Genomic DNA, 12,412 nt, shown 5'->3' with positions numbered 1-12,412 from the left:
GAAGAAACAGTTTCGACGCGGTACCATGTTGGCCTCGTCGTTCATTCTTCCATCATGCGCGCCACCTTATTTGTCGCCGCCAGCGCGACCTTCCGCCGCAGCGTGCTGCTGGGCCTGGCCCTGCTGGCCATCGCGACCGCCCACGCCGGCGAGCGTCCTGTTCCGATCGCCGCCTTTTTCGAGAATCCGAGCCTGAGCAACGCCAAGCTGTCGCCCGACGGCAAGCATCTGGCCATGCTCGTCAACAATACGGAAGGCCACGACCAGCTCGGCGTCGTGACCCTTGCCGACAAATCGATCAAGGTGGTGGCCGCGTTCGCCGGCGCCGATGTCGGCCGCTTCGAGTGGGTCAACAACGACAGGCTGCTCTACGATTCGCGCGACAAGCACACGGCACCGGGTGAAGAGCGCTATGCGCCCGGCCTGTTTGCCGTGAACATCGACGGCAGCCTGCGGCGCCAGCTGGTGCAGGTGACGGGCCGCACCTTCTTCTCGTATGGCAGCGACAACGGCCGCGAGAAGCTGCCCTGGCATACCTTCATGCTGGACCAGCCCGGCGCGCAGGATTCGAACTGGGTCTACGTCGAGAGCGCCGAATTCGGGAAAGACTACGCGGTCAAGGAAGTCGAGCTGATCAAGCTCGACACCGTCAGCGGACGCTGGGACCCGGTGCACGGTCCGGCGCAGGGCAAGACGCGCGAATGGTGGCTCGACGCCAAAGGGCAGCCGGCGCTGGCGACCACGATCGAGGACAACGTCGAGACCCTGCATTACCTCGATCCCGCCAGCGGCCGCTGGCGCAAACTGTTCGCGCAGGACGTCTACCTCGGGGCCAAAGGCGCCTTCGCGCCGCTCGGCTTCGCTCCCGATGGCACGCTGTACGTGGTCAGCCGCCGCGGGCGCGACAAGAGCGCGCTGTTCGCCTATGACCTCGCCAGCGGGAAGCTGGCCGAGCAGCCGCTGGTCGACCTCGAGGAATACGATTTCCGCGGCCAGCTGGTGGCCGGCGCCGGCAAGCTGCTGGGCGTACGCTATACGGCCGATACCGAGGCGGTGGCCTGGTTCGACCCGGCCATGAAGGCGGCACAGGCGGCGGTCGACAAGCTGTTGCCCGGCCGCGTCAACGTGCTGAGCGCCGGTAGGCGTTCCGAAACCTCCTTCCTGCTGGTGCGCTCGTGGTCCGACCGCCAGCCCCCGGTGTTCATGCTGTTCGACCTGCAGAGCGGCAAGCTCTCGATGCTGGGCAACAGCCACCCGGCCATCGATCCATCCAGGATGGCCAGGCAGGACATGGTGACCGTGAAAGCGCGCGACGGCCGCACGATCCCGGCCTGGCTGACGGTGCCGCCGGATGGCGCCGGCAAGAAATTGCCGATGGTGGTGCTGGTGCACGGCGGCCCCTACGTGCGCGGGCGCGACTGGCGCTGGGAAAGCGACAGCCAATTCCTGGCCTCGCGCGGCTACCTGGTGCTGGAGCCGGAATTCCGCGGCAGTACCGGTTATGGCGAGGCCCACTTCCGGGCCGGCTGGAAACAGTGGGGCCTGGCGATGCAGGACGACATCGCCGACGCCACGCGCTGGGCCATCGCCCAGGGCATGGCCGATGGACAGCGCATCTGCATCGCCGGCGCCAGCTACGGCGGCTATGCCACCCTGATGGGCCTGATCCGCGACCCGGACCTGTACAAATGCGGGATCGACTGGCTCGGCGTCACCGACATCGGCCTGATCTACAGCGGCAACTGGACCCGCGACAGCGACACCTCCGAGGCCTACAAGCGCTACGGCATGCCGACCCTGGTGGGCGATCCGGTCAAGGACGCCGGCCAGTTCGAGGCCACCTCGCCCCTGAAGCAGGCGGCCCGGCTGACCCAGCCGCTGTTGCTGGCCTACGGCGGCGCCGACCTGCGCGTGCCGCTGTACCACGGCCGCAAGCTGTACGACGCGGTCAAGCCGCATAACAAGCAGGTCGAGTGGGTGGTCTATGACGAGGAAGCGCACGGCTGGACCCTGGTCGATACGCGGCTGGATTTCTGGGGCCGGGTCGAGCGTTTCCTGCAGAAGCAGATCGGCAAAGGGACCGACTGACCGTGGCCAAGCGGGTGGCATCGATGCGCAGGTTTAGTAAACGAACATAAACTGCACCGGAATATCGAAACCTTGTTGAGCGCATCGCCTTCCTGTATATAAATTAGTTGCAGTCAACTAACAGGCTGGCCTGGCCGGCCACTGGAACCGGCCATGCACTCACCCCTCCCCAGCCTTTGCCGTTGTGTCGTCCGGGCCGCCGCCATCGCGGCCCTGGCCGGCTTCGGCACCGCCCATGCCCAACCCGGCGCCGCGCCTGCGCCGGCCAGGTCCGGCGTCGACCTCGCCAATCCACTGGTCGGCACCGCGCCCCTCGACCGTCCGGCCTTGACCGGCAACGCGCCGCCTCCGGGGGAGCTGCTGTACTCGGGCCAGACTTCGCCGGGCGCGCGCCTGCCGCACAGCCTGACCCAGGCCGCGCCGGTGAATTTCAACGTCGACCTCAACTACCCGATGGGCGTCGACATTTCCTACGCCTATCCGAATCCGACCATGTTCGGCTTTACCGGCGGCGGCTCGGCCTATCCCGCCGAAGCGGCGCCGATCGTGATGCCGGTGGTGGGCGACTGGACGGTGCCGCCGGCCTATTCGCAGTCCTGGTACGACAAGGCCAGCGAAAAAGCGTCGCCAGGCTATTACGCGGTCGATCTCGCCGCCTCGCGTACCAAAGTGGAACTGACGGTGACACAGTCGACCAGCCTGATGCGCTTCACCTTCCCCGAAAGCCCGCGCGCCAACGTCGTGATCGACCTGCGCCGCCCCGGCGGCAAGGTGGAAGTGATCGGCGACCGCAAGATCGTCGGCCTCGCCGACCGCAAGGACAGGAACGCGGCCGCGGACGGTCCCTGGTTCGTGGCCGAGTTCTCGCGCCCGTTCGCCGGCTTCGGCACCTTCCACGCGGTGCACGACTACAACTGGGGCGCGCTCGGCTACAAGGACGTCCAGGCCGGGCGGCGCACCGACAGCGGCCCCAGTGCGGGTGTGTACGTCACCTTCGCCACCCGCGCCGGCGAGCAGGTGCTGATGCGCATGGCACACGGCAACAGCGCCGCCGAAGCCGAGCAGCGCCTGCGCCGCGAGGCGCCGGACTTCGACTTCGCGCGCGTGCACGCGCAGGCGCGCGCGGCCTGGGCGCAACTGTTCGGGCGCGTCGAAGTCAGCGGCGGCACCGACAAGCAGCGCATGCTGTTCTACTCGACCCTGTACCATTCCTTCGCCAGCCCGTGGCTGGTCGCCCCCAAGGGCATGCCCGTGAGCGGCGCCGACGGCCGTACCGAAGCGTCCGCCTACGACCGTTACGGGCCGGTGCCGTTCTGGGATACCGGGCGCAACCAGATCGCGCTGCTGATGCTGCTCGAACCGCAGGTGGTGCAGGACGTCATGCGTTCCGAACTCGACATGGCGCGCGCCAGCGGCTACATGAACACCTCGTTCCACGGCGACCACGCCGTGCTGCTCTACGACGGCGCCCTGCGGCGCGGGATTCCGTTCGACTACGCCGCCGCCTACGCCTACCTGCGCAAGAACGCGCTCGATCCCAAGGGCCCGCGCGGCTACCTGGCCGAGTACATGCAGAACGGCTGGATCGCGGACATCGTCCCGCCGGGCAACCCGAGCCCGCCCTACGCCGGCGGCAAGGCCGGCGTCGCCAAGACGCTGGAATATGCCTGGGACGACTACGTGCTGGCCGACATGGCGCGCCGGCTCGGCAAGCCCGACGATGCGCAACTGTTCCTGCGCCGCGCCGCCAACTACCGCAATGTGTTCGATGCGTCGACCGGATTCATGCGCGGCCGCACTGCCGACGGCAAGTGGATCGCCCCCTTTGACCCGGGCGAGCCCTACTACAACTTCATGATGAAGGAAGCCTCGGGCTGGTCCACGCTGTGGCTGGTACCGCACGACGTGCAGGGCCTGGTCGGCCTGCTCGGCGGCCGCGCCGCCTTCAACGCCAAGCTCGACGCCTTCTTCGCCACGCCCTACACGCCCAAGGGCATCTGCCGCGACTGCACCGGCCTGATCGGGCAGTACGTGCAGGGCAACCAGCCGGACCAGCAGGCGCCCTACCTGTATGCCTGGAGCGGCCAGCCGTGGAAGACCCAGGCGCTGGTGCGCCGCATCCTCGGCGAGCTGTACGGCAGCGACGCCAGCGGCTATGCCTACCCCGGCATGGACGACCAGGGCTCGACCTCGTCCTGGTATGTCCTGAGCGCGATGGGCTTCTATCCGGTGGACCCGTCGAGCGCCGACTACATCATCGGCAGCCCGATCTTCGACCGCGTGCGCCTGCGCCTGGGCAACGGCAAGGTGTTCGAGATCGTCGCCCGCAACAACTCGGCGCGCAATCTGTACATCCAGTCGGCCACGCTCGACGGCAAGCCGTGGACCAAGCCCTGGTTCAGCCAAGCCGACATCGCCGATGGCGGCACCCTGGTATTGACCATGGGTCCGGCACCGAACGAGGCCTGGGGCGCCGACCCGCGCCAGGCACCGCCGTCGATGGCGACACAGGAGAACTTGCCCAGATAAATTGCCAAGCAGACCACGCTTATCCCTACATTCCTTTATCATCGGTCTTCGACATGTAAACGGAATGTAAAAGAATGGATTCGATCGAAATCGTCCTGGCGATGCTGCTCGCCGTGGTTGCCAGCGGCTTCCTGGGACGGATGTTGCCCTTCGCCGTGCCGCTGCCACTGATCCAGATCGCGCTGGGCGCCGTGATCTCGGGCGTGCTCAAGCATGGCACGGCGCTGGAACCGGACATCTTCTTCCTGCTGTTCCTGCCGCCACTGCTGTTCCTGGATGGCTGGCGCATCCCCAAGGTCGGCCTGTTCCGCGACAAGGGCACGATCATCGAGCTGGCACTCGGGCTGGTGCTGTTCACCGTGGTCGGCGCCGGTTTCCTGCTGCACTGGCTGATCCCGGAACTGCCCTTGGCGGTGGCGTTCGCGCTGGCGGCGATCGTGGCGCCGACCGATCCGGTGGCGGTGTCGGCGATTACCAGCCGGGTGCCGGTGCCGCCGCGCCTGATGCACATCATCGAGGGCGAATCGCTGCTCAACGACGCCAGCGGCCTGGTGTGCTTCCGCTTCGCGGTGGCGGCGGCGATGACCGGCACCTTCTCGATCGCGCAGGCCAGCCTGACCTTCCTGTGGCTGGCGCTCGCCGGCATCGCGGCCGGCGTGGCGGTCACCTTCGCGATCTCGCGCGTGCACCAGTTTCTGACGCGCCGCTTCGGCGACGACGAGGGCGCACCGATCCTGATCAACCTCTTGACGCCGTTCGGCGCCTACCTGGCGGCCGAACACATCGGCGCGTCCGGCATCCTGGCCGCGGTGGCGGCCGGCATCACGATGAGCTACGTGGAACTGGGCGGCTCGGCCACTCCGACCACCCGCGTGCACCGCGCCGTGGTCTGGGACACGCTGCAATTCACGCTGAACGGCGTGATGTTCGTGCTGCTCGGCGAGCAGTTGCCGGACATCCTGCGAGAAGCCGTGCACCCGCCGGGCGGCGGCCACCCGTTCAACCCCTGGTGGCTGGCCGGCAATGCGCTGGCATTGAGCCTGGGGCTGGTGCTGCTGCGCTTCGTCTGGGTCTGGGTGTCGCTGCGCCTGACCATCCTGAACCAGCGCCGCCTGGGCCAGCAGGTGTTCAAGCCGCGCCTGCGCCTGATCCTGGCGACCTCGTTCGCCGGCGTGCGCGGCGCCCTGACCATGGCCGGTGTGATGACGCTGCCGCTGGCGCTGCCGAACGGCGATCCGTTCCCGGGCCGCCATCTGGCGATCCTGCTGGCCAGCGCGGTGATCGTGGTGTCGCTGATACTGGCCAGCATCATGCTGCCGCGCCTGCTGCGCGGCCTGGAAGTGCCGACCGAAGGCGAAGCCGAGCAGCACGAGGACAAGGCCCGCAATGCGGCGATCACGGCGGCGGTGGAAGCGGTCGAGCGGCTGGGACGCGAACGCAGCACCGGTCCCGACGCCGACCTGCACGCCAACACGGCCGGCCACGTGGCCAAGCTGTACCGCCACCGGTTGCGCGTGGTCCAGGAAGGCGATGCCGGCCACGATCCGCAGCAGGCGCGCGACACCGAACGCGAGTACCGCCTGACCGCGCTGCGGGCCGAGCGCGAGACCATCCTGCGCCTGGGGCGGCGCCGCGAGATTTCCGACGAGATCGCACGCAAGCTGCTGCGCGAGATCGATCTTGTAGAGGCAAGGTACCGCTAGCAATGTTCGTTTCCGTACGGTGCGTAGCAACCCGCCCCGCTTAGACTGCATGCTCGGGCAGGCCTTCCGTAGGGTGGGCTCTCTGTGCCCACCCTACGAGGCCGACCATGAAAGATGACGCACAGCAGGAAAACCACGCCATTCCCAACGCCGACCCGCCCGCCGCCGCCAAAGCGGCCGGCCTGCGCTATGTCCACGACGACCGCCCCGGCATCCGCCGCGCGCCGGCCAAGGACGGCTTCGACTACGTCGACGCCAAGGGCCGGAAGGTCGACGACGAGGCCACGCTCAAGCGCATCAAGTCGCTGGTGATCCCGCCGGCCTGGCAGGATGTCTGGATCTGCCCGCAAGCCAACGGCCACCTGCAGGCCACCGGGCGCGACGCGCGCGGGCGCAAGCAGTACCGCTACCACCCCAAGTGGCGCACCGTGCGCGACGAGGTCAAGTACGAGCGCATGATCAACTTCGGCAAGGCGCTGCCGCAGATCAGGAAGGAAGTCGACCGCGCCCTGAGCCTGCCCGGCCTGCCGCGCGAAAAGGTGCTGGCGACCATCGTCTACCTGCTCGAAGCGACCATGATCCGCATCGGCAACGACGAATACGCGCGCGAGAACAAGTCGTACGGCCTGACCACGCTGCGCAACCGCCACGTCAAGATCGACGGCAGCGAAGTCGAGTTCCGCTTCCGCGGCAAGAGCGGCGTCCATCACGACGTCAAGGTGCACGACAAGCGCCTGGCGCGCATCATCGGGCGCACCCGCGACCTGCCCGGCCAGCACCTGTTCGAGTACGTCGGCGACGACGGCGAGCCGCACACGGTCGACTCGAGCGACGTCAACGACTACCTGCGCGACATCACCGGCGAGGAATACACGGCCAAGGACTTCCGTACCTGGTCGGGCACGGTGCTGGCGGCGCTGGCGCTGCAGGAATTCGAGAAAGTCGATTCCGAAGCCCAGGCCAAGAAGAACGTGGTGCGCGCCATCGAATCGGTGGCCGAAAAGCTCGGCAACACGCCGTCGGTGTGCCGCAAGTGCTACGTGCACCCGGCCGTGCTCGACGCCTACATGGACGGCACCATGCTGGAAGGGTTGCGTGCGCTGGCCGAGGAAAAGCTGGTCGAGGACCTGCACGACCTGCAGCCCGAGGAAGCCGCGGTGCTGGCCATGCTGCAGCGGCGCCTGGCGCAGGAAGTTCCGGACGATACCAAGCTCCAGGTGAAGCGCCGCGCGGCGTGAGCGCATCCCCTATCCACTCAATTGAAAGGAAAAAGAATGACAGCAGGTACATGCACGATCGAACTGGTCCAGGCTTTCGAGCACCAGGTGACCGGCATTTCGGTCTCCGAGGACAACCGCATCTTCGTCAACTTCCCGCGCTGGACCGAGGATAGCCCGGTGTCGGTGGCCGAACTGGTCGACGGCAGCGTGAAGCCGTATCCGGACGAAGAATGGAATGCCTGGCGCAACGCCAAGAAGGACGAGATCACGCCGGACGACCACTGGGTGTGCGTGCAGAGCATCGTCGCCGACGGCCGCGGCAGCCTGTGGGTGCTGGACCCGGCGGCGCCGGCCCAGGCCCACCTGGTGGCGAAAGGCGCCAAGCTGGTGAAGATCGACCTCGCGACGAACAAAGTGGCGCAGACCGTCGCCTTCGACGAAGACGTGGCGCCCCAGGGTTCCTACCTGAACGACGTGCGTTTCTCGAACGATGGCAACTATGCCTACATTACCGATTCCGGCGTGGTCGGCGCGCTGGTGGTGGTCGACCTCGCGGCCGGCAACAGCGTGCGCCTGCTGGACGGCCATTCGTCCACGCAGATGAAGAAGGGCCTCGACGTCAGCGTCGACGGTGAAGTGCTGCGCCGTCCCGACGGCCGCGGCGTGGAATTTTCGGCCGACGGCATCGAACTCTCCGGCGACGGCAAGTACCTGTACTGGCAGGCCATCAAGGGCGACGACCTGTACCGCATCCCGACCGAAGTGCTGCTCGGCGCCGGCCTGCGCGGCGAGGACGTATCCGGGTCGGTGGAACCGTACGGCAAGAACGGCGTCAACGACGGCCTCCTGATCGCCCGTGGCACCGACGACATGTACCTGACCTCGGTGCAGGACAATGCGATCAAGGTGCGCAACCTGGCGCAGGGCCCGTCGGCCGCCATCCGCACCGTGGTGCAGGACGAGCGCCTGCGCTGGCCGGATACCTTCAGCCAGGGGCCGGACGGCACGATCTACGTGACCACCTCGCACATCCAGGATTCGGCCTTCTTCAAGCCGGACGCGCCGGCGGCTTTGCCTACGCAGTTGTGGAAGTTGAAGTTCGGTACACAAGCGTGACGTACGGTCGATAACGGCCCGCTGCCCCTGAACGTCGCCCCCGCGCAGGCGGGGGCCCAAGTGCTGCGTGCGTTCACGCAGCGCGTGCAACTTGGATCCCCGCCTGCGCGGGGACGACGTTTACGCGCCAACACAGCAAGAAGCTGTGTATCAGTGCTCAGAACGTCAAGCGCCCCTCGATCGAATCATCCAGCGTCTTGCCGATCAAGGCCCCCACCGCCACCTTGGCGCCGGCCACGACCGAGCCATGCTTGTTGTCCCAGTAATACCCCGACTGCGGCGTGAACCGGATCGCGGTGACGCGCGGATCGTCCTCGCCCTCGGTGAACCAGGTCTTGAGCAGCGGATTCCACAGTTCGTGGATACGCGCACGGTCGGTCAGCACCTCGGCGCGGCCTTCGAGTTCCAGGAAGCCGGCGTGGGCGCCGACCTGGAAGTAGAGCTTCACGGCCGGGTTGGACGCCAGTTCGTGGTTCTTGTGGCTGTCGCTGGCGCTCAGGAACCAGAGGTTGCCGGCGTCGTCGGTCTCGCGAATGCTCATCGGACGCACGCCGTTGGTTTCACCGGTTGCGGCGGCGGTCACGAAGAAGCACGACTCGGCATCGTCGGCCATGTCCTTGACGCGTTTCACGGCGTCGGGGCCGCTGAGGTCGCGGCGGTTTTCTTCAGGTTGGTTGCGGTTGATCGAATCCATGGTCATTCTCCTTATGGCCGGGATGGCCGTTGCGACGACTCTAGGCATTCCACTCCGCGCCGACTGTGCGCGAGCGCACCGCCGTAATATTAACTGTCTGGAAACTGCGTCGTCACTGGCCGGCTGTGGCTGCTGCGGCGTGCCGGACGCGCCCGCCCCGACCTTCAAGGTGAAATAATGTTACAGTCTGCCTCTTTTACAGGGATAAACGGCGCGCACCACGCCGCTGTACAACCGATCGGACCAGCTTGAACTCGAGTTTCAATTTCCTCGCCGGCGGAGGCGAAATGGGCGCCCTGATCCGCGCCCACGACTGGCACGGCACGGCGCTGGGCGCGCCCGACACCTGGCCGTCCACGCTGAAGACCGTGATCCGGCTGATCCTGTCGAGCAACCACCCGATGTTCATCTGGTGGGGCGAGGACCTGATCCAGTTCTACAACGACGGCTACCGCCGGACCATGGGACCGGAACGCCATCCGGCCGCCCTCGGCCAGCCCGGCAGGGTGTGCTGGGAAGAAGCCTGGGACCTGATCGGTCCGGACATCGAGCGCGTGATGGCGGGCGGCGAGCCGACCTGGTACGAAGACCGGCTGGTGCCCCTCACCCGCCACGGCGAGCGCCAGGACGTGTGGTGGACCTACGGCTACAGCCCGATCGAGGACGAGTCCGGCATCCGCGGCGTGCTGGTGATCTGCAACGACGTCACCGAGGACCACCTGCTGCGCGAGCGCCTGAAGCAGACCAACCATGCCCTGATCGAGACCATGGACGACGGCTTCTGCCTGATCGACATCCTCCGCGATGCCGACGGCAAGGCGGTCGACTACCTGTTCGTCGAGGCCAACAAGGCTTTCGTGGCCCAGACCGGCCTGGTCGACAGCGTCGGCAAGACCGCGCGCCAGCTGGTGCCGGACATCGAACAGCGCTGGATCGACATCTACGACGAGATCGCGCGCACCGGCGTGGCGCGCCGCTTCGTCGAGGAGTCGCCGGTGATGGGACGCTGGTTCAACGTGTATGCGGGCCGCATCGAAACGCCGGAACAGCGCCGCGTCGCCCTGCTGTTCACCGACATCACCGAGCGCATCAACGCCGAGCGCGCGCTGCAGGCCAGCGAACAGCAGGCACGCAGCGCCGCGGCCCTGGCCGAAGCCGAGCGGCGCCGGCTGGACGCCCTGCTCAGCTCGGTCCCGGTCGGCATCGCCTACGTCGACGCCGAGGGCGGCCTGTCCGCCACCAACCGCATGAACCAGGTGCTGTGGGGCGAGCATCCGATGTCGCGCAGCCGGCACGAATATGGCGAATGGCGCGGCTGGTGGGCGGACGGTGCCGAGCGCCAGGGCGAGCCGCTGGGCGCCGACGACTGGGCGACGGCGCGGGCGCTGCGCGGTGAACGGGTCGACGCTGACATCGTCGAGATCGAGCCCTTCGGACGGCCCGGCGAGCGCCGCACCCTGCTGATCTGCGCCGAGCCGATCCGCGACGAGGGCGGCGCGGTCGCCGGCGCGGTCTCGGTCAGCATGGACATGAGCGAGCAGATCGGCACCCAGCGTGCCCTGCGTGAAAGTGAACAGCGGTTCCGCACCATCACCGATGCCATGCCGCAGATGGTCTGGTCGACCCTGCCGGATGGCCGGAACGATTATTCGAACGTCCGCTGGTGCGAGTTCACCGGCTTGTCCAGCGAGGACCTGTCCGGGATGCAGTGGCTGGACGTAATCCATCCCGACGACCTGCAGGCGCTGCATGCCAACTGGATGCGCAGTGTCGAGAGCGGCGCGCTGTTCGATGCCGAGCACCGCATCCGCCGCCACGACGGCGAATACCGCTGGGTGCTGAACCGCGGCTTGCCCGTGCACGACGAAGACGGCAAGATCGTACGCTGGATGGGCACCGTGACCGACATCCACGACCAGAAGCTGGCGGCCGAGGAACTGAAGGCGGCCAATGCGCGCAAGGACGAATTCCTGGCAATGCTGGCCCACGAGCTGCGCAATCCACTGGCGCCGATCAGCACCGCCGCCCAGATCCTCAAGCTGCCCGGCGCCGACCCCAAGCGCATCGCCAACGCCAGCGACGTCATCGCGCGCCAGGTCAGGCACATGGTGGAACTGGTGGACGACCTGCTCGACGTCTCGCGCGTCACGCGCGGGCTGGTGGAACTGGAACGCGAGCCGGTCGACCTGGCGGCCGCACTGCAGAGCGCGATCGAACAGGCGCGCCCGCTGATCGAACGCAAGGGCCATACGCTGTCCACGCGCCTGGGCGACGCCCACGTCAGCGTGCTCGGCGACCGCAAGCGGCTGGTGCAGGTGATCGTCAACCTGCTCAACAACGCGGCCAAGTACACGCCGGACGGCGGCGAGATCAAGGTCTACGCAGACGTGGACGGCACCGGGATCAAGCTGAGCGTGATCGACAACGGCATCGGCATCGACGCCGCCCTGCTGCCCGAGGTGTTCGAGCTGTTCACCCAGGCCAAGCGCACGCCCGACCGCGCCCAGGGCGGGCTCGGCCTCGGGCTGGCGCTGGTGCGCAGCATGGTCGGCCTGCATGGCGGACGGGTCGAGGCCAGCAGTGCGGGACCGGGACGCGGCAGCCGCTTCGACGTCGTGCTGCCGCTGTTGACGGACCGCCCGGGGGCGGCGCCCACCGCGGCGGCCGGCACCCCGGTGCCGCCGGCACGCGTGCCGCTGCGCATCCTGGTCGTCGACGACAACCGCGATGCCGGCGAATCGCTCGGCATCGTACTGGCGTCGAGCGGGCATACGGTGATGGTCGAGGAAAGCTCGCAGGCGGCCCTGCGCCGGGTGCAGGACGAGGCGGTCGACGTCTGCCTGCTCGACATCGGCCTGCCCGACATGGACGGCCACCAGCTGGTGCGCCGCCTGCAGGCGCTGCCGCTGGCGGCGCGGGCCACCATGATCGCCCTCAGCGGCTACGGCCAGCGCCAGGACCTGGAAGCCTCGCGCCGTGCCGGCTTTGCGCTGCACCTGGTCAAGCCGGTGGACCTGCCGCGCCTGCTGGCGCTGCTCGATACCCTGGCGCCGGACTGACCG

7 protein-coding genes are annotated in these 12,412 nt (G+C 67.6%); 6 read left to right on the top strand and 1 reads right to left on the bottom strand.

Annotated features, from left to right (window positions below; genetic code table 11):
* Positions 1–54 precede the first annotated feature (54 nt).
* The 5 genes from FBX97_RS23805 (at position 55) to FBX97_RS23785 (ending at position 8,656) form a co-directional block, all read left to right on the top strand.
* Positions 55–2,088 carry a prolyl oligopeptidase family serine peptidase gene (locus FBX97_RS23805; protein WP_141837380.1) on the top strand — a complete coding sequence of 678 codons (2,034 nt, stop codon included), beginning with the start codon at positions 55–57 and terminating at the stop codon, positions 2,086–2,088.
* A 153-nt stretch (positions 2,089–2,241) separates the two neighbouring features.
* Complete coding sequence (locus tag FBX97_RS23800; RefSeq protein WP_141837378.1) at positions 2,242–4,617, top strand: GH92 family glycosyl hydrolase; 2,376 nt, start codon at positions 2,242–2,244, stop codon at positions 4,615–4,617.
* 74 nt (positions 4,618–4,691) lie between these two features.
* Positions 4,692–6,320 (top strand): Na+/H+ antiporter, encoded by a 1,629-nt coding sequence (locus FBX97_RS23795; RefSeq protein WP_141837376.1) that lies wholly within the window; start codon positions 4,692–4,694, stop codon positions 6,318–6,320.
* Positions 6,321–6,427: 107 nt separating this feature from the next.
* Positions 6,428–7,558 carry a DNA topoisomerase IB gene (locus FBX97_RS23790; protein ID WP_141837374.1) on the top strand — a complete coding sequence of 377 codons (1,131 nt, stop codon included), beginning with the start codon at positions 6,428–6,430 and terminating at the stop codon, positions 7,556–7,558.
* Between the two features lie 36 nt (positions 7,559–7,594).
* Positions 7,595–8,656, top strand: coding sequence for an L-dopachrome tautomerase-related protein (locus FBX97_RS23785; RefSeq protein ID WP_141837371.1), 1,062 nt, complete (start codon positions 7,595–7,597; stop codon positions 8,654–8,656).
* A gap of 157 nt (positions 8,657–8,813) precedes the next feature.
* Here FBX97_RS23785 and FBX97_RS23780 read toward each other — a convergent pair whose 3' ends face one another.
* Positions 8,814–9,350: a pyridoxamine 5'-phosphate oxidase family protein gene (locus tag FBX97_RS23780; protein ID WP_141837369.1), complete on the bottom strand. Its 537-nt coding sequence runs from the start codon at positions 9,348–9,350 to the stop codon at positions 8,814–8,816.
* Between the two features lie 287 nt (positions 9,351–9,637).
* On the opposite strand from FBX97_RS23780, the gene FBX97_RS23775 reads away from it, so the two are divergent.
* A complete protein-coding gene (locus FBX97_RS23775; RefSeq protein ID WP_141837367.1) occupies positions 9,638–12,409 on the top strand; it encodes a PAS domain S-box protein in 2,772 nt (923 codons plus the stop codon).
* Positions 12,410–12,412 lie beyond the last annotated feature (3 nt).

Source organism: Herbaspirillum sp. SJZ107 (assembly GCF_006715485.1).
In the GTDB taxonomy this organism is placed as follows: Bacteria; Pseudomonadota; Gammaproteobacteria; order Burkholderiales; family Burkholderiaceae_D; genus Telluria.
Note: the sequence above shows the minus strand (reverse complement) of the source record. Positions and strands in the feature narration are given on the sequence as shown.

What these genes read in the sequence shown, in the direction of transcription:
- FBX97_RS23805 (WP_141837380.1), top strand. Translation starts at nt 55, where the DNA reads ATGCGCGCCACCTTATTTGTCGCCGCCAGCGCGACCTTCCGCCGCAGC.
- FBX97_RS23800 (WP_141837378.1), top strand. Translation starts at nt 2,242, where the DNA reads ATGCACTCACCCCTCCCCAGCCTTTGCCGTTGTGTCGTCCGGGCCGCC.
- FBX97_RS23795 (WP_141837376.1), top strand. Translation starts at nt 4,692, where the DNA reads ATGGATTCGATCGAAATCGTCCTGGCGATGCTGCTCGCCGTGGTTGCC.
- FBX97_RS23790 (WP_141837374.1), top strand. Translation starts at nt 6,428, where the DNA reads ATGAAAGATGACGCACAGCAGGAAAACCACGCCATTCCCAACGCCGAC.
- FBX97_RS23785 (WP_141837371.1), top strand. Translation starts at nt 7,595, where the DNA reads ATGACAGCAGGTACATGCACGATCGAACTGGTCCAGGCTTTCGAGCAC.
- FBX97_RS23780 (WP_141837369.1), bottom strand. Translation starts at nt 9,350, where the DNA reads ATGGATTCGATCAACCGCAACCAACCTGAAGAAAACCGCCGCGACCTC.
- FBX97_RS23775 (WP_141837367.1), top strand. Translation starts at nt 9,638, where the DNA reads ATGGGCGCCCTGATCCGCGCCCACGACTGGCACGGCACGGCGCTGGGC.